General features: G+C 39.6%; 22 protein-coding genes. 11 read left to right on the top strand and 11 right to left on the bottom strand.

The features are described from left to right. Positions 1 to 93 precede the first annotated feature (93 nt). The 3 genes from AACQ81_RS12875 to rnd all read left to right on the top strand — a co-directional run bounded on the left by AACQ81_RS12875 (position 94) and on the right by rnd (position 3,863). Complete coding sequence (locus AACQ81_RS12875) at positions 94 to 303, top strand: Slp family lipoprotein (RefSeq protein ID WP_237387593.1); 210 nt, start codon at positions 94 to 96, stop codon at positions 301 to 303. A gap of 443 nt (positions 304 to 746) precedes the next feature. Then, on the top strand, positions 747 to 2,438 hold the full coding sequence (fadD, locus tag AACQ81_RS12880) for a long-chain-fatty-acid--CoA ligase FadD (RefSeq protein ID WP_237387570.1): 1,692 nt from the start codon (positions 747 to 749) through the stop codon (positions 2,436 to 2,438). A 264-nt stretch (positions 2,439 to 2,702) separates the two neighbouring features. Beyond that, a complete protein-coding gene (gene rnd / locus AACQ81_RS12885) occupies positions 2,703 to 3,863 on the top strand; it encodes a ribonuclease D (RefSeq protein WP_237387571.1) in 1,161 nt (386 codons plus the stop codon). A 131-nt stretch (positions 3,864 to 3,994) separates the two neighbouring features. On the opposite strand, the gene minE is transcribed toward rnd, so the two are convergent. Genes minE through minC form a run of 3 tightly spaced genes read right to left on the bottom strand, consistent with a single transcriptional unit; the run spans position 3,995 to position 5,787 of the window. Continuing rightward, positions 3,995 to 4,264 (bottom strand): cell division topological specificity factor MinE, encoded by a 270-nt coding sequence (minE, locus tag AACQ81_RS12890; RefSeq protein WP_237387572.1) that lies wholly within the window; start codon positions 4,262 to 4,264, stop codon positions 3,995 to 3,997. A gap of 3 nt (positions 4,265 to 4,267) precedes the next feature. Then, entirely contained in the window at positions 4,268 to 5,080 is an 813-nt protein-coding gene (gene minD / locus AACQ81_RS12895; protein ID WP_237387573.1) for a septum site-determining protein MinD, read from the bottom strand. 23 nt (positions 5,081 to 5,103) lie between these two features. Continuing rightward, the gene (gene minC / locus AACQ81_RS12900) at positions 5,104 to 5,787 is read right to left on the bottom strand and encodes a septum site-determining protein MinC (protein ID WP_237387574.1); all 684 of its coding nucleotides are present in this window, start codon (positions 5,785 to 5,787) and stop codon (positions 5,104 to 5,106) included. A gap of 161 nt (positions 5,788 to 5,948) precedes the next feature. On the opposite strand from minC, the gene AACQ81_RS12905 reads away from it, so the two are divergent. The 4 genes from AACQ81_RS12905 (at position 5,949) to AACQ81_RS12920 (ending at position 8,537) form a co-directional block, all read left to right on the top strand. Then, positions 5,949 to 6,230, top strand: a complete 282-nt coding sequence (locus AACQ81_RS12905; protein ID WP_237387575.1) for a YcgL domain-containing protein — start codon at positions 5,949 to 5,951, stop codon at positions 6,228 to 6,230. Positions 6,231 to 6,274: 44 nt separating this feature from the next. Beyond that, the gene (locus AACQ81_RS12910; RefSeq protein WP_237387576.1) at positions 6,275 to 7,360 is read left to right on the top strand and encodes a lytic murein transglycosylase; all 1,086 of its coding nucleotides are present in this window, start codon (positions 6,275 to 6,277) and stop codon (positions 7,358 to 7,360) included. A 65-nt stretch (positions 7,361 to 7,425) separates the two neighbouring features. After that, the gene (locus AACQ81_RS12915; protein ID WP_237387577.1) at positions 7,426 to 8,082 is read left to right on the top strand and encodes a fumarylacetoacetate hydrolase family protein; all 657 of its coding nucleotides are present in this window, start codon (positions 7,426 to 7,428) and stop codon (positions 8,080 to 8,082) included. Between the two features lie 17 nt (positions 8,083 to 8,099). Beyond that, entirely contained in the window at positions 8,100 to 8,537 is a 438-nt protein-coding gene (locus AACQ81_RS12920; protein WP_237387594.1) for a YcgN family cysteine cluster protein, read from the top strand. A 177-nt stretch (positions 8,538 to 8,714) separates the two neighbouring features. Here AACQ81_RS12920 and AACQ81_RS12925 read toward each other — a convergent pair whose 3' ends face one another. From AACQ81_RS12925 to AACQ81_RS12945, 5 genes are all read right to left on the bottom strand, one after another. After that, entirely contained in the window at positions 8,715 to 9,143 is a 429-nt protein-coding gene (locus tag AACQ81_RS12925; protein WP_237387578.1) for an NUDIX domain-containing protein, read from the bottom strand. 17 nt (positions 9,144 to 9,160) lie between these two features. Next, positions 9,161 to 10,420: an adenylosuccinate synthase gene (locus tag AACQ81_RS12930; protein ID WP_237387579.1), complete on the bottom strand. Its 1,260-nt coding sequence runs from the start codon at positions 10,418 to 10,420 to the stop codon at positions 9,161 to 9,163. A 209-nt stretch (positions 10,421 to 10,629) separates the two neighbouring features. Next, positions 10,630 to 11,292: an HAD family hydrolase gene (locus tag AACQ81_RS12935; RefSeq protein WP_237387580.1), complete on the bottom strand. Its 663-nt coding sequence runs from the start codon at positions 11,290 to 11,292 to the stop codon at positions 10,630 to 10,632. 25 nt (positions 11,293 to 11,317) lie between these two features. Further along, a complete protein-coding gene (locus AACQ81_RS12940; protein WP_237387581.1) occupies positions 11,318 to 12,499 on the bottom strand; it encodes a phosphoribosyltransferase in 1,182 nt (393 codons plus the stop codon). Positions 12,500 to 12,501: 2 nt separating this feature from the next. After that, positions 12,502 to 13,278: a HisA/HisF-related TIM barrel protein gene (locus tag AACQ81_RS12945; RefSeq protein ID WP_237387582.1), complete on the bottom strand. Its 777-nt coding sequence runs from the start codon at positions 13,276 to 13,278 to the stop codon at positions 12,502 to 12,504. 551 nt (positions 13,279 to 13,829) lie between these two features. On the opposite strand from AACQ81_RS12945, the gene ghoS reads away from it, so the two are divergent. Beyond that, complete coding sequence (gene ghoS / locus AACQ81_RS12950) at positions 13,830 to 14,141, top strand: type V toxin-antitoxin system endoribonuclease antitoxin GhoS (protein WP_237387583.1); 312 nt, start codon at positions 13,830 to 13,832, stop codon at positions 14,139 to 14,141. Between the two features lie 703 nt (positions 14,142 to 14,844). Here the strand turns inward: ghoS and AACQ81_RS12955 are convergent. Together AACQ81_RS12955 and AACQ81_RS12960 are read right to left on the bottom strand one after the other, a co-directional pair. Next, positions 14,845 to 15,279: an META domain-containing protein gene (locus tag AACQ81_RS12955; RefSeq protein ID WP_237387584.1), complete on the bottom strand. Its 435-nt coding sequence runs from the start codon at positions 15,277 to 15,279 to the stop codon at positions 14,845 to 14,847. Between the two features lie 24 nt (positions 15,280 to 15,303). Continuing rightward, positions 15,304 to 16,299, bottom strand: coding sequence for a 2-hydroxyacid dehydrogenase (locus AACQ81_RS12960; protein WP_237387585.1), 996 nt, complete (start codon positions 16,297 to 16,299; stop codon positions 15,304 to 15,306). Between the two features lie 253 nt (positions 16,300 to 16,552). On the opposite strand from AACQ81_RS12960, the gene AACQ81_RS12965 reads away from it, so the two are divergent. The 3 genes from AACQ81_RS12965 to AACQ81_RS12975 are packed head-to-tail and all read left to right on the top strand — an operon-like array spanning position 16,553 to position 19,729. After that, positions 16,553 to 19,177 (top strand): YdbH family protein, encoded by a 2,625-nt coding sequence (locus AACQ81_RS12965; RefSeq protein ID WP_237387586.1) that lies wholly within the window; start codon positions 16,553 to 16,555, stop codon positions 19,175 to 19,177. Positions 19,178 to 19,212: 35 nt separating this feature from the next. Next, positions 19,213 to 19,398, top strand: coding sequence for a YnbE family lipoprotein (locus AACQ81_RS12970; RefSeq protein WP_237387595.1), 186 nt, complete (start codon positions 19,213 to 19,215; stop codon positions 19,396 to 19,398). A gap of 10 nt (positions 19,399 to 19,408) precedes the next feature. Beyond that, entirely contained in the window at positions 19,409 to 19,729 is a 321-nt protein-coding gene (locus AACQ81_RS12975) for a YdbL family protein (protein ID WP_237387587.1), read from the top strand. 28 nt (positions 19,730 to 19,757) lie between these two features. Here the strand turns inward: AACQ81_RS12975 and AACQ81_RS12980 are convergent, their stop codons facing one another. After that, entirely contained in the window at positions 19,758 to 20,396 is a 639-nt protein-coding gene (locus AACQ81_RS12980; RefSeq protein ID WP_237387588.1) for an FMN-dependent NADH-azoreductase, read from the bottom strand. Between the last annotated feature and the right edge of the window lie 237 nt (positions 20,397 to 20,633).

Genomic DNA, 20,633 nt, shown 5'->3' on the forward strand with positions numbered 1-20,633 from the left:
AATTTCCAGCTATCATCTGTTAACATTAGTCTTGGCATTTGGGGTAATTGTTTTGATTTTTGGCGAAACCATTATAACAGCCCCATTTGCTGCTTGCTTTTTATACCAAAAAGATCAACACGCTCTAGTATTGAAAAGGGAAAAGTAGGTAATAGCCCGTACAATTATGTTGTAATCAACGCCTCGGGATTGAAGCGCTGGCATGAATCTCAAAGAGTGGGATTGGAATATTACTGTGATCTCGATGCGCCGTGCGTTTCATCATTTGAACCTAGGTCAGTTGCAACCATTTTAACTGAATAAATCCTTCCGGCATCACATTGATACAGACAACTAAAATCTAAGTAGCCCGATTGATTATAGGGCTACTTTTTGTACATGAGATTTTATCTTAAACTTTATTCTTAATAATTATCTTTTATTGAAGCATTATTTATATAACTATTTGGAATAATAGAAAGAACTTTAAGTCAAAAATTAGTAAATTGGTGTATAATCAACTAATTATAAATATAAAATTAATTAACGAAGTAACTTATTGATAAGTAAAGTAAAAAAACAAAGGCGGCTGAAGCTGCCTTATTTTTTACCATAATTAATTATATTAAATTAGTGATGTGTATCGCCAACCTGAACATTGTTGCTTTTCAAACTGGTACGCTGAGTTAATAATTTGTTAAATGTATAGTTCTGGTTTGTTTTATGGTCAGTAGTTACACCGCAATTAAATTTCAGGAGTATTCAACTTGGAAAAAGTCTGGCTAAAACATTATCCGGCAGATGTTCCGGCAGAAATCGATCCCGACCGTTATTCGTCGTTGATTGAAATGTTTGAAAATGCTGTGGCGCATTATGCTGATCAAGTCGCGTTTATTAATATGGGCGAGGTGATGACTTTCCGTAAATTGGAAGAGCGTAGCCGTGCCTTTGCTGCCTATCTACAGAATGGACTGGGGCTGCAAAAAGGGGATCTCGTGGCATTGATGATGCCAAATTTATTGCAGTATCCTGTAGCGTTGTTCGGTATTCTGCGAGCTGGAATGATAGTTGTTAATGTCAACCCGCTCTATACTCCACGTGAATTGGAGCACCAGCTGAATGATAGTGGAACATCCGCCATTGTTATCGTTTCTAACTTTGCTCATACCTTAGAAAAGATTGTTTTTAACACACAAATCAAGCATGTTATTTTGACGCGTATGGGAGACCAACTTTCTCGTCCGAAAGGAACCCTTGTCGATTTCGTTGTCAAATATATCAAACGGCTCGTCCCTAAATACCACCTGCCGGATGCTATTGCATTCCGTAGTGCTATGCATAAGGGCTACCGTATGCAATATGTCAAACCAGATGTAAAAAGTGAGGATTTGGCGTTCCTTCAATATACGGGTGGAACCACCGGTGTGGCTAAAGGTGCAATGCTGACTCACCGTAATATGCTGGCGAACCTTGAACAGGCCAAAGGCAATTACTCTCCACTGATGAAACCAGGTGAAGAGTTAGTGGTAACAGCATTACCGCTGTACCATATCTTTGCTTTGACAATAAATTGCCTGCTGTTCATTGAACTGGGTGGGCAAAATCTGCTGATTACCAATCCTCGGGATGTAAACGGAACAATTAAGGAACTTTCGCGTTACCGCTTCACTGCACTATCGGGTGTCAACACTCTGTTCAATGCTTGGTTGAATAACCCTGAATTCCAGAAAGTGGACTTCTCCTCATTGCGTTTATCTGTTGGCGGCGGCATGGCTGTGCAAAGAGTGGTAGCCGAAAAATGGGAGAATCTGACAGGATGCCACTTGCTGGAAGGCTATGGTCTGACAGAATGTGCTCCTTTAGTTTCAGCCAATCCTCATAACTTAGTTCATTACAGTGGCAATATCGGTTTCCCTGTTGCTTCGACAGAAATAAAACTGGTAGGGAACGATGGTAATGAAGTTCTACAAGGAGAAGCAGGTGAAATGTGGGTGCGTGGGCCACAGGTGATGAAAGGTTATTGGAACCGTCCTGACGCCACTGCCGAAATTCTGAAAGATGGCTGGTTGGCGACTGGGGATATTGCCAATATAGATGAAAACGGATTTTTACACATTGTTGACCGAAAAAAAGATATGATTCTGATTTCTGGTTTTAATGTCTATCCAAATGAAGTCGAGGACGTTGTTTCTTCTCACCCTAAAGTATTAGAATCAGCCGTGGTGGGTGTTCCGAGTAAAAACTCAGGAGAGGCTGTTAAAGTATTTGTAGTTCGTAAAGATCCCGGTTTAACCGAGGATGAACTGAAGGCATATTGCCGTCGTTACCTGACAGGGTACAAGGTGCCGAAACTCATTGAATTCCGCGATGAGCTGCCAAAGTCCAACGTAGGTAAAATTCTTCGTAAAGAATTGCGTAATGAAGAGATGGCAAAAGCGAATCATGCTGCTACGAATTGATCCCTGTTTATTCTTATATCCAGTTGATTTTGAGCAGTGAGTTTGACCTGATAAAAACAGTTCCTGAAAAAAGATGGATAACCCCAGCCGTATTCGTATTCACATATTGCGGCTGGCATTCTTTATCAAAGTTGTGGTAAGTGAAAAGCGTGTTTAATACTATAGAAATAGCTATCCGGATAAAGGATGTTTAGAAATTTTTATTGTCTGTACATAACTGTGTGCATTATTATATTTTTTTAGTATTTACGGCTATACAACATAATGTATTTAAAGGATATTTTTTTGTTAAATTGTAATTATCAGTTGATTACTACCGATGTCCAATTGCAATCAATCTGTGAACAGGCAAAAAAAAATGCAAGAGTTGCATTAGATACCGAATTTGTCCGTACACGGACGTATTATCCCCAATTAGGCTTAATACAACTGTTTGATGGTGAACAGCTTGCTCTTATTGATCCTCTTGAAATTTCACAATGGCAACCCCTCAGGGAGTTATTGACTGATCCAGATGTACTAAAGCTTATTCATGCTGGTAGTGAGGATTTAGAGGTTTTTGGGAATAGCTTTCAATGCTTGCCAACACCTATGATTGATACTCAGGTATTGGCTGCATTTATCGGTCATCCTATATCATGTGGTTTTGCAACGTTGGTTGCTGAATATTTGCATGTAGAATTAGATAAGAGCGAATCCCGTACCGATTGGTTAGCTCGTCCGTTGAGCGAAAAACAATGCAAATATGCTGCGGCCGATGTTTATTACTTATTGCCACTTGCTGATATTTTGTTGGAAAAAACGGAGCAGGCGGGATATTTGGATGCAGCAAAGGATGAAAGTAATTTGATTGCTCAACGGCGTAACGAAATATTGATGCCAGAATGTGCTTATAAAGACATTGGTAATGCATGGCAGTTACGCCCAAGACAATTGGCTTGTTTGAAAAAACTGGCTGCATGGCGGCTAAATCAGGCGCGAGAGCGTGATCTGGCGGTTAATTTCGTGATCCGCGAGGAAAATTTGTGGCAGGTTGCCCGTTATATGCCGACTTCCTTGGGAGAGTTAGATGCTTTAGGATTGAGCGGACAGGAAATTCGTTGTCATGGTCGCCGTTTGCTGGCGATGGTCGCGGAAAACAGAGATATTCCAGAAGAAGAATGTCCGTCTCAAATTATGAATTTGATTGATTATCCGGGCTACCGCAAGGCGTTCAAAGAAATTAAAGCTGTGGTCACCCGAGTGAGTGAACCTCATCGTTTCAGCGCAGAGTTGCTGGCTTCTCGCCGACAGATTAACCAACTACTTTATTGTCATTGGAAACTGAAATCGCTGGGATCTGAACCTGAATTGCTCAGAGGTTGGCGTGGTAAGTTGTTGGCTGAACCTATTGCTGAAATATTGGCAAATTATTCTGGGCAATAGCCTGGAGCAGTGATGCTGACTTAAAAAAGGCATTAACTGATGTGTATCTGGTTTTTAAATCGGGATGTAATAACATCCCGATTTATCCTTGCGAAGTCATGGCCTTAAATTAAATAGCATCATTTGATGCTTTATTTTGGCGATTCTTCCATCTCAGGTAATGTTACATTAAGTTCTAGCACAGAGATGTCATCATTTTTTTGCTCAAACTGTACAGAAAGCATCTCTGGATCGATTTGTACATACTTACAGATTACTGCCAGAATATCCCGTTTCATCTCGGGCAAATAAGCAGGCTCAGAGTCACCACGGCGCCGTTCTGCCACGATGATTTGTAGCCGCTCCTTGGCAATATTGGCTGTCGGTTTTTTTCTCGACAGGAAGAAATCTAACAAAGCCATGCGTTACCCCCCAAACAGGCGTTTTAAAAAGCCTTTCTTTTCTTCTTCGATGAAACGGAAAGGCCGTTCTTCACCGAGTAAACGTAAAACTGTATCTTCGTATGCTTTACCTGCATCAGAATCTTTATCCAGAATAACCGGTTCTCCTTGGTTCGATGACCGAAGAACAGATTGATCTTCTGGGATGACACCAAGTAAAGGAATACACAGAATTTCCAGTACATCTTCCATGCTAAGCATATCTCCGCGGTTCACGCGCCCCGGATTATAACGAGTCAGCAGAAGGTGCTCTTTGATAGACTCTTTTCCTTGTTCTGCTCGGCGTGATTTAGACGCTAAGATACCTAAAATACGGTCAGAATCACGGACAGATGAAACTTCCGGATTTGTCGTAATAATTGCTTCATCGGCAAAGTAGAGTGCCATCAATGCACCGCTTTCAATACCCGCAGGAGAATCACAGATAATGAACTCAAAGTTCTGTTTAGATAATTCATTCAGAATTTTCTCGACGCCATCACGGGTGAGAGCTTCTTTATCGCGGGTTTGAGAGGCAGGCAGAATGTATAGATTCTCTGTGCGCTTATCTTTAATAAGTGCCTGATTTAAGCCGGCATCACCTTGAATGACGTTCACGAAGTCAAAGACCACTCGGCGTTCACAACCCATGATCAGATCGAGGTTCCGTAGACCGATATCAAAATCAATAACTACAGTTTTTTTTCCTCTTTGGGCGAGACCGGTAGCAATGGCCGCGCTTGAAGTGGTTTTGCCAACGCCACCTTTACCAGATGTAACAACAATAATGCGTGCCATGAAGCGATTCCTTGTTATAAGGGCTAGACTAAGGTTTCAATAGTTAATTCATTGTTCACCAGACGTAATTTTGCGGCTTTACCGACAAAAATTTCTGGTATTTTTTCGCTGAGCCAATATTGACCGGCAATAGAGGTGAGTTCAGCATTTAAATGGGTGCAGAAAATCTGGCTTTCTTGATCGCCAGATGCGCCAGCCAATACCCGTCCACGTAGCACACCATATATATGAATATTTCCATCAGCGATTAATTCTGCACCAGCGCTCACATTACTTGTCACAATGAGGTCACTATTTGGTGCATAAATTCTTTGTCCTGAACGAACAGGCGTATTAATTATACGAGTTTTTTTGAAAATAGGTTCAGTAGGTTTATTCTCTTGAGTAAGAACCTTCTTACTTTTACCTTCTTTCAATAAAGGAAGTTCAGATTTCAAAACAATTTTTCGTTGTTCTTCATCTTGACAACCGCTGATGCCAACAACACGCAATCCAACCGATTCGATAGCTCGATGGAGTGCAATAAGATCTGCGCCGACAGGGAGGGCAGATATATTAATGACAACGGGAGCATTTTTGAGGAATTCAGGTGCTTGCTGCATTTTTTCCTGTATAGCTCTATGAATGATTTCCGGCTGTTCATCATACAAATGAACAACCGAAAGCGTAAAATTACTGCCTTTTAGCTCAATTGGCGACTGTGGCATCGATATTTTGACTCAGCAAGGTTAAGTTTCCCGGGGTGGTTTTTTTTAATCATTTTCCTAGAATAGACTCAGGGAGACGATATTCTTAAATATAATAAGCATGTTATAGTTAGTGAATTATTCAAGCAAGTCGCAGAGTTAATTTAAAAGAGTTTATAACAATGATTTGTGTAATCTACAGAAGCCTGAAACGTGACCAAACATATCTCTATATTACAAAAAAAGACGATTTTTCGCGCGTTCCGGAAGAGTTATTAAAAACATTCGGTCAGCCTCAATATTCAATGATGATTTCATTATCAGACAGAAAAAAATTAGCCAATGCAGATATTGAAAAAGTAAAAGCAGCGTTGAGTGAACAAGGATTTTACTTACAAGTACCGCCCCCAGTGGAAAGTTTGATCAATGAACATCTGGCATCAAACAAACCAACTAAGCTATAGAGAATGGCTGGTAATTGCCCGGGTCTGAACTAAGGAGCTGATGTATGAAATTAATAACCGGAGTGACTTTATTGGCGGCAACCCTGTTGACTGGGTGCAGTGCATCAAGTAACAAACAGTTGTATAAGCAATCCGTTTTGATCCCTCTGGCAAAAACAGACGTTAAAGCTCTGGAAGATCAATTTCCATTAAGTTCGCGTGAGCCAACACAATTTCCTGCATATGTGGTTTTGTTGAAGCAGCAGGCTCGCGAGCAGGGAGTCAGTGAAAAAACCTTAGATAGAGCATTTGCCAATATTCATTTTATTCCACGAGTCATTAAGGCTGATCGTAATCAACCAGAAAAAAAGGTCACATTGGATGGCTATCTGAACCAAGTCTTGCCAGTTTGGAGGATTGAGCAAGGGGTTACTCAATATGAAAATCATCTTCCTCAGTTGGAAAAAATAAGTCGCAGATATGGTATACCGAAAGCCTATATTGTTGCCTTGTGGGGATTAGAAAGTAGTTTTGGCAAGATTCAGGGCAAAGAAGATGTTATTTCAGCATTATCCACGCTAGCCTTTGAAGGTCGCCGTGAAGTATTTTTTATTAAACAGTTATTGGCAGCGCTGGGAATCATGGAAAATCAGTATATTGATGAAGGGCAAACTTTAAGGGGTTCTTGGGCCGGAGCGATGGGGCAAAGCCAATTCATGCCGACTTCTTATTTGACGTATGGTGCAGATGGAGATGGAGACGGTAAAATTGATATTTGGAACAATAAGGAAGATGTTTTTGCGTCAACAGCCAATTACTTGGCTAAAGAAGGGTGGCAAAAAGGGCTACCGTGGGGGTATGCCATCTCATTACCTGCTGGTTTTGACGTAGAATTAGAAGGTGTTAAGACTGAGAAGGGGAAAACCATTGCTCAATGGCAGACATTGGGTGTTTCATCGCCACACTTTGCTAATTTACCGGCCAATACCAAAGGTTGGATTGTTATCCCTGATGATCCGGAACAACGGGCATTCTGGGTAACGCAAAATTTTCGAACTATTATGCATTGGAATCGTTCTTACTATTTTGCCCTCAGTGTTGGTATGATGGCGGACGGTATTACACAACGAGTTCATTTCCTTACTCACTGAAAATCGAATTTTTAAGCAATCATCGCTTGAAATAATTGGATTGAAAACAGGCAAAGGAGAATATTATGTATCAGCATAGGGACTGGCAGGGTGTACTGCTGAACTTTCCTGCTAATAAGGTTGTGTGTGTCGGTAGTAATTATGACAAGCATATGAAAGAAATGGACTCCCAATCCACTGAGGAGCCAGTATTATTCATCAAGCCTGAAACGGCGCTCTGTGATCTCAGCCAACCAATTTCCATTCCTCAGGAATTCGGCTCTGTACACCATGAAATTGAATTGGCCATTTTGATTGGCTCGACACTCAAGAGCGCCAATGAAGATCGAGTGAGTAAGGCAATCGCAGGTTTTGCGGTTGCATTGGATTTAACACTGCGTGATTTGCAACGTGAATTTAAACAATCGGGGCAACCATGGGAAAAGAGCAAGGCGTTTGATGGCTCATGCCCAATATCGGGCTTTATTCCGGTTAATGATTTTGGTGATCCACAAAAAGCACGGCTTTCTTTAACCATAAATGGTGAATTACGCCAAAACGGCAATACGAGTGACATGCGCACGCCGATCATCCCGTTGATTAGCTATATGTCGCGTTTTTTTACCCTTCGTCCGGGCGATATTATTTTGACGGGAACGCCTGAAGGCGTAGGGCCACTACAATCTGGTGATGTGTTGAACGTTGTTCTTAATAAACATGTTTTGACAACCAGAGCGATTTAACATGAGGAATGACAGAAATTATGTCTCAACCTTTCTGGCAGGTAAAAAACCTGGAACAAATGACAGACCAAGAGTGGGAAACATTATGTGATGGCTGTGGTCAGTGCTGCTTGCATAAGTTGATGGATGAAGATACTGATGAAATCTACTTCACCAATGTTGCCTGTAATCAACTGAGTATTAAAACCTGCCAGTGCAAGAATTACGAAGATCGTTTCAGATATGAACCTGATTGTATCAAATTAACCCGTGAAAACATGGTCACTTTTGAATGGTTACCGCAGACTTGTGCTTATCGTTTGATTGGAGAAGGAAAAAAACTGCTGCCGTGGCATCCCTTGGTCAGTGGTTCAAAATCAGCCATGCATGCGGAGCGCATCTCTGTCAGGCATATCGCTGTACGTGAAGTGGATGTGGTGGATTGGGAAGATCATATTCTTAATAAACCTGAATAGTTTTTTCATTCATTGATATAAAATCCATTTTATATCAATGACGAATGTTTGGGGCATTGTTGTTTTAATATTTGGTTTGATTCCCTGATGTCAGAACAGCAATAGCTAAGAAGTAACAAATATAAATCATCTGCGCAGAAATATATTTTATTTCTGCGCAGATGATTATCGAGGTTTCTAACCTCTCATTTCTGTTATTTCTATCGAGTTATCGAAACGTAAATGTTCATCGATAGCCATAGGAATTAACCATCGCAAATTGTAAATAACATTATCAGGCAACGCATTGGTTTCATAAATACTGACGATCTCTTTTTCAATAGATTTTGCAGAATAAACCCGATCATCATACGTATAGAGAAAGTTTACCTGATAAACATTCGGGCGATTTAAAACAGTAAATAATTTCCACTGGTCAGGATGTGTTTCAATGCCAGCCTCTTCAGAAAATTCTCTTGCCATTGCTTGTTGAGGGGTTTCACCTATTTCTATTTTTCCGCCGATGCCATTGATTTTTCCGTTTTGCCAACTGGGTTGTAATTTAGAAATAAGGGATACATGCTTTTTGTCTTTAGAAAACATAAATCCGGTTACATATTTAATCATTGACTTTTCTCATTTCATTATTTAACTATCAGAGTTTGGTTTCTGTCTGGTCCATGTGAAACATACTTGATCGGGATCTCAGTATAATCTTGGATGAATGAGAGGAAGTCAATCAGCTCAGTGGGTAGCTCTGACAAATGGGTATATGATTCATTCAGTGCCTTCCAACTTTTAAATGTCTTATAGACAGGTTTTACTTTATTTAGTTGCAATAATGCCTTATTACAGCAGACAGGTTCTCCATCAATTTCATATGCAACAGAGACCTTGATTTCTTCTAATTCGGCAAGAACATCAACATTGGTTATTGCCAGTTCGGTTACGCCGTTGAGTTTTACAGCATGTTTAATCAAACATAAATCCAACCAGCCGCAACGCCTTGGTCTTTTTGAAACTGTACCGTATTCATTTCCGCGTTCCCGAATGTAATCAGCGTGTTCTGTCAACAATTCTGTCGGGAATGGTCCGTTGCCCACACGGATCATATAGGCTTTCATAACACCGACAATATGCATTTCTTGGGCAGGTATACCTATCATCGCAAAGCAGCTTTGAACTAATGTCTGATATGCTACGGTATAAGGATAAGTACCAAAACTATTATCTAAGAAAGTAGCCTGTGATGTTTCAAGGAGAATGTCATCTCCGGAATGAAGCAATTCACGGATAGCTTCATTGGTAAAAGTGAAATAAGGTTCTATCTGTTTTCCATATTGATAGGTTGTTTCTAACATCTCTTCGAAATCTAGCGAACTATTGTTATTGAAAACATGATTAATCTGTTTTTCTCTGATGCTCCAGAGAAATGTTAACTTACTTCTTAACTTTTCTTTGTCTAAAGTATCAATAAGCCGAATGCCATGACGATTAGATTTATCTTCAACGCACGCACCAACACCGACACCAACTGAACCTATTTTGTTTTTACCCTTATATTTTTCAGATGCTTTATTCAACTCAGCGTGTAATGGCAATACAATGTGGCAGCGCGGATCGATGAAAATATTGGAGTGAATATTATTTCTTTGTATAAAGTCAATTTCTTTAACAAGAACGGGAAGGCTAATTAGTGCGCCTTGACATATATAGAGATTCTTTTTGCTGAGTGAAGCCGGTAATTGAGAGAATGAACCTCTCATATCACCATGTTGAACACAATGACCTGCATTAGCACCACCATTAAATCTGGCAATATTGTTTATATTGCCAGACAAGTAATCAACAAACTTTCCTTTTCCTTCATCTCCAAATTGGAGTCCAACTACTGAAATTAGCATAAGTGTATTTTCTTCTGTAAGTTTTTATTTTTAAACAGTATTTTAAATTTACATTAAAATACTGTTTTGTATTTGGTGTTTTTCAATATGGAATATTAAATTCCATTTTTATTTCGTTATAAAGCCTTCCATCCGGAAAATGGAATAATGAAATCTAATTATCTTAAAATAACGATTATGGGATATGATTTATTTTAGACACTACTTTATTATTGTTTTTTTATTAAGGTATCCGCTATTGATAAGGCTTCACTCAATGAATCAACAACAGGAACGCCGGCAGTTTCAAGACTTAAACGACTGTGCGTTCCGCCGGTGTAAAGAATGGCATGCGTTCCGGCTGCCAATGCAGCAATGGCATCATCGGTGGCATCGCCAATAACGACACTCTTTTCAGGTGCAATATTGAGTTTTTTTATATGATTAGCCAATTGTTCTGATTTACCGGTTGTCAATAATGGTGTATTTCTGCCATCTATATGCGTAAAGAATTTAGCAATACCATGGTTATCAAGCATGGGAACCAATTCCTCATGTTGCATCAGTGAACACAGTGATTGTGTCGCACCAGTTTGATGTCGGGTTGCTAATAGTTGAATTGCACCTGCGGCTAAATGTGCTTTTTGAATACCCGGCCGATAGTGAACGTTAAATGTTTTTCCTATGACTGACCATTCAGAGGATGAGGGTTCACGTCCAATGACTTGCTTATAGAAATCTTGCACCGGTACGCAATAATGTTCTCTATATTGTTCTAAGGTCAGTGGTTCAACACCTATTTCTGCGAGTGCAAAATTTGTTGCGTTGACAGAGACACTGACATCATTAAGCAATGTACCATTCCAATCCCAAATAATATGTGCTGTTGTCATAATTAAGCGATTCTCTTATTCCAAATTAATTCTTACGAGATGAACATTCAGGACATTGATGTGCCATCGTTTTAAATGCGTCAGTAGGACGTTTGCTCTTTTGAGATATCGGTGATGTCAGGTGCGATAAAAAGTCCAGTGATTTTGCTGCCCATGTTGAGTCTGTCAGGGTGTCATGAAGAACAGACAATATACTGTATGAATAGTTAACCCAATCCTTGGTTGTTGTACGGGAATATTTCCCATCAGTTAAGAGTCTATTAACTAAACTATTCAGTACCTTATGATGTCTGAAACACCAAGGAACCAATACATCCAAATTCTCAGGGCTAAATACACGATCAGGGTATCCATATACTCGGGTACGCAGTAATTTCTCCCAATGTAATTCGACAGCCCGTGCTTTTGGGCGTGTTCCGGTCTGAGCCATGACCAGATCGATAACCTGACGAAAGGTATCTCCTGTGCCGCAATTATCATCAATAATCGTGATTGGTTGTCCGGATGGGATTTGGTGCCCCCAGATTCGCTCACTTTTACAGGAAGTATCATCGTAGCGTGAAACTTTCACTAAATTGAGTTCGCTATTCCACGTTACAGCTGTTATTGCGGCGGCTGCCGAGCCACCTAACATAATTCCAATAACCGAGGAATTAGGACATGCATCTATTTGTGCGGCGGCTAAAGTCAGCAGGTGATTATCGCCTTCAACATATGTCCTGGGCACGTTATGTTCAGTAGATGAAGGAAGTTTTAATTCATGGAACAAAGAATATGAAAAATTGAATGTGTGTCCCATCAGTGATGAACTGATAACTTTGGCACATTCTTTAACTGCATCTATAAATGGTACAATATCGTCGTTAGTAATCTGAGGGGCGCTTAATAAGCTATCGATAATTCGCAGTAGTTTCACCAGACTATGGTCAGCCAGTACGTATTTTGATGGAATTGCGCATTGTGTATCTGTGCACCGAAGCTTGGCAATATAATCGGCATAATATTTTACTGTTTCCAGTAGCTCACCACAGGTTTTTGGCTCGTAGTAAGCCACACCACGAGAACCGATAAATTCTTTATTTTTTATAATTAAACCAGGTAGTTCCATGATTTTTTTCGTTAAATGACTTGAGTCTGGTGCGCCACGTAATTCACCCAATAAACCAACAGAGCAAAAATCTACAACAGGAGAAAAAAGACCAGACATATTTAGCCCCTCGGTGATTGAGTTGTCGCAAGTGCATCTTCGAGAGAAACTTTACCAATATGTAATGCCTGGCCAAGAATGGCACCTTCAACCCCTAAATAGGACATATCCGCTAAAGTACAGAGATCATCTATACTCGATACTCCTCCGCCGGCAACTACAGGAGATGCAGTTTTTTCACAGACTTCACGCAGTAGGGTGAAATTAGGAGAACTCATCATACCGCCTCGTCCAACATCTGTGACGACGTAGCGCTGGCAGCCTTGTTTATCAAGACGTTCAAGAACATCCCAAAGATTTCCGTTACTTACGTTCCACCCATGTGTTGCCAACTGATAACCTTCTGGGGTGCATTTTACATCAAGAGCAATTGCAATTTTATCGCCATATTCTGCAATGGCTTTGGCACACCAATCTGGTTTTTCCAATGCTGCCGTACCTATATTAACTCGTTGGCATCCGGTTGCTAATGTGCGTCTCAAGATCTCTTCATCCCTGATCCCACCACAGACTTGCACATTAATATCAACAGCATCAAGGACATCAGCAATAAGATGACTGTTGGAACCTTTTCCTGATGCAGCATCAAGATCAACAACGTGTATCCATTTTGCCCCTGCATTTTGCCAAGCTAGCGCAACGTCTGCCGGAGTACCTAAAGGTCTCCGCAATGTTGGGCTTTCACCACGAGTTAATCGGATAGCGGAATTTGATGTCATTGCTATTCCATCAACAATATCGACAGAAGGGAATATCTCGAATGTTTCCGTACTTATCATTTAATTACCTAATTAATTTCAAATTTATAAATTTAAATCAATAAAGATGTGATTACTGATTTGGTGGTAAGTAATTGTTTTTTTATTTACTTAATAACATTAAGCTTAATGGTTTCAGATAACAACTTTTTAGATAATAGTGAAAATATAAACAAATTCAATAATTCATTGCAACAAATTTTGTTAGGTGGTTTGATTTTGTTTTTTACTTAACAAGGGTTAAATGAACTATGTTTTAAGTAATTATTTATTGAAAGGGGTGGGGTGGTATTGTCTGATATTTTATTTTTAATAATTAGAGAGTTATTTATAATTAATGAAAACAAGGATAATTTATCATTTTGTCTCTAATGTTTTTTATTGTACTTGTTATTAGTTAATTTTTTATGTAAATATATATCTGAGATGGTTCCTTATCTCGCAGTGTTGGCAAAAAAATATAATTCCTTAAATTGCCATTGATATCAGATTATTACTGTGCTTTTCTGGCTTTTAATAGCCAAGGAAAAATGATAACTTACTGGCTAAATCGTCAATACAAGGAAAGAAAAATGGCAAGTTATTTGATTCGTGTGGAGCTTTATGGCACAGGTTCTGACGGTTATGAGAAATTATATAAAAGGATGACGGCGAATCAATTTAGTCAATCTATCCGTTTTCCTAATGGAAAGTGGCATCGTCTCCCAAGTGGAACTTATATTGGTAGTTCATCGTTGGAATCTATTCAGTTAGCAGAAAAAATAAAATCTATGGCAACGCCTTTCTCGAATAAAGATCCTTCAATATTTGTCTGCACTTACAGTAACTGGAGTGCATCGTTATATCCCGAGAAACAACATACGGAATCCGGATCGGGAGAATGATTTTGTGTGAATGAACATTAGCGGTAATCAACAATAGTCAGTAGTATTCATAGAGAATAATGTACACGTCTGTGTACATAGACTACATTAAAAGCCGTATTATTTTTTTGAAATAATATGGCGATTGTGATTAAGCATTCACTGTTTTTATAAATATATGATTAGCTATGTTCCCGGAGATTTATCCCCAAGGCATAAGAGCTGCATTTCTAAATCTATTGGATATAAGAAACCCCGCCGAAACGAGGTTATCAAACTGATTTATTTTGTATTTCTATGACAAAATAACGCCAATCGTCAGTGTTATGGTGATCCAAACCCCTACAAACGCTATATAGCTTATCAATCTGTTGTTCATTTTTCTTTCCCTCATTATCAAATAAACTTCCATAGCTGCACGGTAGTGGCTTTGACTGTCTGATACAAAAATGATATCGACAGTACTTAATATATATTGGGTAAGCAGCATAAATACCATTCTAATATTTAATACAATGAAGCATGAAATTAGCTGTATTGTTATAGAAGCCGAACAATTCAAATGATAAAAATAAAAAATAAGTTTATTTTTCAAAGTGATATAATTAAGAAAGCAACAAATTACCCAGCATTGCACCGGGTAATCAAAGATCATGTAAACACAAATAATTCAAGGCAGAAAATGTTGCATCAGAAGACTGTATCTTGCTCACTGAGTACAAGATTACTGAGAGAGATCCCGCAAAATATAAACTAACGTATTCTTACCATTAACTAATGTAAGTTGCTTACCTTTTAAACTGATTTTTGCCCCTTTAGTTAATACATCATTGAGCACGTGATCCCACTGATTAAGCCTTTCATTAACACAATACATCTCAGAACCGGTCAAATTTTTTACTGTCAGGATATTATTTTTTAATTTACCGATTCCCATGAAGTTATTGCACATAGTGCCTGATATATTCATTCTTCCATCAAATGAAATAGAGAGTTTGCTGTCATTTTTATTCGAAATATCCTCATTATTGACACTGATTAAATCAAAATGATGATTTTGCAAACCTCTCTTTGTGACACTCTCCGTAGCACTGACTCCTGGAGACTGACATGCTGTAAGTAATAGGGTGGTGACCACTAACTGAATCACTTTTTTCATTTTATCCCCAGATATGCGCTGAAATTATTCAACAATATTCGGACAAGTTTCTCCAGACATTAATTGCTGGATATTTTGTAGAGTCGTTTCACTAATGCTGGTTAACGCTTCTTCAGTCAAAAATGCCTGATGACCCGTAAAAAGCACATTATGGCAGGAAGACAAACGGCGAAAAATATCATCTTGAATAACGTCATTTGATTTGTCTTCAAAGAATAAATCACGTTCATTTTCATAAACATCCATACCTAATGCGCCAATTTTTTGTTCTTTTAGTGCATTGATGGCAGCAATGGAATCAATTAACGCACCCCGGCTGGTATTGATGATCATCACACCATTTTTCATTTTACTGAATGCTGTTTCATCCAATAAATGATGGTTTTCTGGTGTCATGGGACAATGCAGAGAAATTACATCAGATTCGGCGTATAAAGTATCTAAATCTACATATTCCACACCCATATCCAAGGCTTCAGGATTTAGATAAGGATCATGTGCTAATAAATGCATACCGAAACCTTTCAGAATTCGTAAAGTAGCGAGGCCGATCTTTCCCGTGCCGACAATACCTGCGGTACGTTTATACATATTGAAACCAGTCAGACCTTCAAGGGAAAAATTGGCATCGCGGGTTCGTTGGTAGGCGCGGTGAATACGACGATTCAGACATAACATAAGCCCAACAGTGTGTTCAGCAACTGACTCAGGTGAGTAAGCGGGGACTCGAACAATTTGAATGCCAAATTCTTTGGCTGCGTCAAGATCGACATTATTGAATCCGGCACAACGCAGGGCCAATACTTTAATATTCATTTCTGCCAGTTCCTGGAGCACTTCACGTCCGCCATCATCATTGACAAAAATACAGACAGCATCTGCACCAATGGCATTTTTGGCTGTTTGTGGACTCAGAGGAAAGTCAAAAAACTCGATATGATAATCTAGACCAAGTTTTTGGTTGAGCATTTCAATATGTTTACGATCATACTGCTTTGTACTATAAACCACCAATTTCATAGCAACACCTCCGTCAATACAGTAACTGCAAAATCATTCGAGCCCATTCATTGAATCCACTTTGCCGCATAAGTTGCTCGCAATAATGACGTTTATTGAAGGTTATAAGCATTATTTATCGCTCTATACTCGAATAAATTGCTGATAAGCTATTCATAGCGATAGCTTGTATAATAAATCGGCTTAGAGCCTGATATGAGACTATCATAACAGGAAGTTGCTCTTAGGTTGAAAAAGAAGAGATATGGATGTGATGACCAAGATATTAAAAGTGTTCGCAGTGATAGTAATGTTGTTAGTGTTATTGATACTGGTGGGTTGGTATACAATTCCGCGCTGGTTGCCATTGATTGCCAGTCATTGGTTGCCACAAGGAGTTACTCTTTCTTTAAGCCAGCCTAAATGGAAAGAGAGTGGGTTATGGTTGGATGATCTGTCATTGAAAGTGAAAAAATGTGAATGGATCAGTGTGTCTGGGCTATCATTAGGATATTCACTTAGCGGAAATACCCAAGATCGTTATTGGGATGTTCACGTTACGCATATTGATAGTCAAAGCCAATGCTTGGCGCAATTAACGGTCACGCAAAAACAGTCAACACCTCTATCCATTCAGAAAATATTATCCTCTATACCTTCTGTTAATTTTACTGCTGAACATTTTACTCTCTCTCCTTGGCAGACATTTTCCGGTAAACTTCAATTTAATTCATCGCCTCAAAATCAAATATTCTCTTATCAAGGCGAGCAATTAAAGCTAAGTGCAAGTATTACAGATAAAAAAACGCTCATTATTCAGCAACTTTTTGTAAGGTTACCGGAGCAAGAAATTAATCTGAATGGGAATATTGCCTTACCTTTAGATCTTGAAACCCTGCCAGAACAAGGTCAAATCACCGCTTATTTATCTCTGGGTCAATATCCTGAGCCGTTACATTTAGCACTGAAATGGCAGGGGCAGAGTGGCCAACTTATCGTCAGTGCAGAAAAGAAAAAACAAATACTGGCGAAATTTCCCTGGTCATTCAATACATCTCAATTTCAGATAACCGGTGGTAGATGGCAGTGGACAGATGCCGGCCAGCCATTATCTGGAAGAGTGAATATCACGCTTGAACAATGGCAAAAAGGCTTGGATGGTATGTCTGTCAGTGGGCGGTTAAATTTAGTCACTCAAAATAAGCAGGGTAAAGGTAATATTGTTCTTTCCGTACAACCGACACGAATTAATGTCACCAATACTCATATTCCGTTTCAGTTGACTGGGCAAATGAATAGCGACCAAATGATTATGACGATGTCATTGCCTGCTGTTGTCACCGGATCATTCGTTTCCCCTAAAATCACTTTTCAATCAGGGGCATTATTTCGGGTATGGGGAAAAATCAGTGAAACCTTTACTGTTACAGAAGCTCGTTTGCCCTTGGCCGGGACTTATCTGACTCGTAACGGACTTACCGGTCGTCTTCAAGCCATTGTAAAAGCACGGGACGACTATTGGGGAAAATTTAAATTGCATTTAGATGGGTATGCAGCAGATTTTATACCCGATCAGGGAAACTGGAAATGGCGTTATTGGGGTAATGGGAATTTACCTCCGTTACACGCCAAATGGGATATTGCCGGTAAGGGAAATTGGCTGCAATCACAGGTAACAGTGGAGACATTGAATACAGGATTTGATTGCATTCAGCATGGTTCTGTGCAAATGAAAGCTCCACGTTTAAAACTAATTACGCCATTGGTTTGGGAACGTGCCTTAGATCGTCCAAAATTAATGGGAGATTTGCAATTATCAGCCCAGAGAACAGAATTTCGCTCTGGTAGTTTTTTGCCTCCCTTTGATTTTAAGGCCACATTGAATGGTCAATCTCCGGACAATTTTATTCTGAATGGCAAATTGTATTCCAAGGGGATTGGCCCCATCCCATTTTATGGGCGTTGGGATGGTGAACGATTAAGAGGTGAAGCCCGCTGGCCACGGCAATCCTTATTAGTATTTCAGACATTGATTCCGCCGGATTTGGGAATTACGGTACGTGGCGGGAGTGTTTATGCACAAGCCGCTTTCTCAGCGGCGAAGGGGCAAGGATTACGCGCTGGTGGTCATTGGGTAGTCAAAGATGCCGGTATGTGGCTGAAAAATGGAACCGTTGATGAGCTGAATTTTGTTCTGCCGTGGCGTTTGCAGGATCATACTTGGCAATTAGGGCTGACATCACCTGTCCAATTGCGAATTAAAGCAATCAATGGATTGTTTGATATGCATAACGTGACAGCTGATCTTCTGGGTTTCTATCCACCAACTGAGCCAAAACCATTGGTACTGACCAATGTAAACGTTGATATTCTGGATGGCAAAATGGGGATGGATAAGTTACAGCTTCCACAAAAAGAAGCGGCTGTATTGAAATTTAACAAATTAAGCCTGAGTAAATTGTTTGGCGTGTTAAAAGTCAAACAAATGGCAATGTCAGGTAAAATCAGCGGTGAATTGCCTGTATTGTTAAATGATAAATACTGGATTATTCAGAAAGGCTGGGTATCCAACGAGGGTTATTTAACATTGAGGTTGGATACAGACACGGTGGATTCCATCGGCAAAAATGATTTATCAGCAGGTATGGCAATGGATTGGCTGCGTTATTTAGAAATCGGCCGTTCGCAGGCATATGTTAATCTCGATAACTTGGGAATATTGACATTGCATTCAGAAATCAGTGGTGTTAATCCTCTGGTAGATAGGAAACGTGAAGTCAGGCTCAACTATCGCCATGAAGAGAATATTTTTCAATTATGGCGTAGTCTGCGTTTTGGCAATGATCTGGAAGAATGGTTACAGAAGAATATATCTGCAATGGGCAGGGGTGAAAAATGATAACAGAAACTGGATTCAGGTTGCCGGTAGCCAAAATGGGTGTAATGTGGGCTGGAATAATGTTGGTTAACTTGGCATTACTGGGGTGTGTCAGGCTGGAGGTAGCAACACCGGATAAGCCTATCAATATTAATATGAATGTAAAAATTGAACATGAAATTCATATTAAGATTGATCGACAAATTGAAGATATGCTCAAAAATAATTCTAACTTATTCTAAAGGCTAAGATATGAAAAAAGCAGGAGTAATATTTTTGTTGGGTCTGCTATTCAGTTCTTTTGCCATAGGCATGACGTTGAATGAAGCCAAACAACAAGGCATGGTGGGAGAGACATTTAGTGGCTATCTGTCTCCCGTAAAAAACACCTTGGATGCTCAATCTATGGTTAAAAGGATTAATGGGGAACGGGAAAAGAAATATGCTGAAATAGCGTCTCAGAATAATATGACAACAGATCAAGTCGCGAAAATAACGGGTGAAAAATTAGTGAATCGCGCAGCTTCAGGAGAGTATGTGCTTGGTATTAATGGTAATTGGGTGAAGAAATAAGCGCGCCGTTTGGCGCACTCAATCCTGATTAAGCGACAGCTTCTTCGGGCTGCGTTTGTGTCATTTTTTCGATGATAGTATCCACCGCATCCCGGACATCCTGATGTGTCTGGTGGGCTGATTCAGCCCCCAGTGCCAAACCTTCCGCAAATATGAATTCCACGTCCGTAATACCAATAAACTTGAGAAAAATACGCAAGTATGGCGTTATCAAATCTGTAGGGCTATCGTTATGAACGCCGCCGCGGCTGGTCAAGATAACCACACGCTTATCTTTCAGCAAACCTTCGGGACCATTTTCCGTATAGCGGAAAGTTACGCCAGCGCGGGCAACCAGATCAAAGTAGGTTTTTAGCTGAGTTGGAATGGTGAAGTTATACATTGGTGCGGTGATTACAATAACATCATGTGTTTTTAATTCTGTAATCAGTTCATCTGACAGGGCCAAAGCTGATTTTTGGCGCTCTGTCAATTCTGCATCGCTTGGACGCAAGGCTCCGACCAACTCTCCATCTAATACCGGAACGGGGTTTTCTGCCAGATCGCGTATAGTAATGTTGCTATCTGAGCTATTGGCTCGCCATTTTTCAATAAAATAGTCGGCCATTTTATTGCTGTGAGAAAATTGTGCCAGAATGCTGGATTTCAGAACCAGTACGTTACTCATTCTTTATTTCCTTTATTAAACATTAATACGATGATTTGAAATTAACAACTTGATTAATTATCGCGTGATATTTGGTATTTTATATAAGGAATTGTTCAAGCGATAGCTTGATATTTTGAGATAACCATTCAAATTCATTGAATGACTGAAGGAAGTGTGTATTCGCAGTCAACAAAGCCGTAAATTGGCAGGGAGATAGATATGAAGTACATGGAGTTGAACAAGATATGTTACACT

The organism is Xenorhabdus sp. Sc-CR9 (genome assembly GCF_963897815.1).
GTDB lineage: Bacteria > Pseudomonadota > Gammaproteobacteria > Enterobacterales > Enterobacteriaceae > Xenorhabdus.

Coding starts and splice junctions, on each gene's coding strand:
- minE (WP_237387572.1), bottom strand. CDS start 4,264: ATGGCTTTGTTAGATTTCTTCCTGTCGAGAAAAAAACCGACAGCCAAT.
- ghoS (WP_237387583.1), top strand. CDS start 13,830: ATGGCAAGTTATTTGATTCGTGTGGAGCTTTATGGCACAGGTTCTGAC.
- minD (WP_237387573.1), bottom strand. CDS start 5,080: ATGGCACGCATTATTGTTGTTACATCTGGTAAAGGTGGCGTTGGCAAA.
- AACQ81_RS12970 (WP_237387595.1), top strand. CDS start 19,213: ATGGGTGTAATGTGGGCTGGAATAATGTTGGTTAACTTGGCATTACTG.
- rnd (WP_237387571.1), top strand. CDS start 2,703: ATGTATTTAAAGGATATTTTTTTGTTAAATTGTAATTATCAGTTGATT.
- AACQ81_RS12930 (WP_237387579.1), bottom strand. CDS start 10,420: ATGCTAATTTCAGTAGTTGGACTCCAATTTGGAGATGAAGGAAAAGGA.
- AACQ81_RS12940 (WP_237387581.1), bottom strand. CDS start 12,499: ATGTCTGGTCTTTTTTCTCCTGTTGTAGATTTTTGCTCTGTTGGTTTA.
- AACQ81_RS12955 (WP_237387584.1), bottom strand. CDS start 15,279: ATGAAAAAAGTGATTCAGTTAGTGGTCACCACCCTATTACTTACAGCA.
- AACQ81_RS12910 (WP_237387576.1), top strand. CDS start 6,275: ATGAAATTAATAACCGGAGTGACTTTATTGGCGGCAACCCTGTTGACT.
- AACQ81_RS12905 (WP_237387575.1), top strand. CDS start 5,949: ATGATTTGTGTAATCTACAGAAGCCTGAAACGTGACCAAACATATCTC.
- AACQ81_RS12980 (WP_237387588.1), bottom strand. CDS start 20,396: ATGAGTAACGTACTGGTTCTGAAATCCAGCATTCTGGCACAATTTTCT.
- AACQ81_RS12975 (WP_237387587.1), top strand. CDS start 19,409: ATGAAAAAAGCAGGAGTAATATTTTTGTTGGGTCTGCTATTCAGTTCT.
- AACQ81_RS12965 (WP_237387586.1), top strand. CDS start 16,553: ATGACCAAGATATTAAAAGTGTTCGCAGTGATAGTAATGTTGTTAGTG.
- AACQ81_RS12935 (WP_237387580.1), bottom strand. CDS start 11,292: ATGACAACAGCACATATTATTTGGGATTGGAATGGTACATTGCTTAAT.
- AACQ81_RS12915 (WP_237387577.1), top strand. CDS start 7,426: ATGTATCAGCATAGGGACTGGCAGGGTGTACTGCTGAACTTTCCTGCT.
- minC (WP_237387574.1), bottom strand. CDS start 5,787: ATGCCACAGTCGCCAATTGAGCTAAAAGGCAGTAATTTTACGCTTTCG.
- AACQ81_RS12945 (WP_237387582.1), bottom strand. CDS start 13,278: ATGATAAGTACGGAAACATTCGAGATATTCCCTTCTGTCGATATTGTT.
- AACQ81_RS12960 (WP_237387585.1), bottom strand. CDS start 16,299: ATGAAATTGGTGGTTTATAGTACAAAGCAGTATGATCGTAAACATATT.
- AACQ81_RS12925 (WP_237387578.1), bottom strand. CDS start 9,143: ATGATTAAATATGTAACCGGATTTATGTTTTCTAAAGACAAAAAGCAT.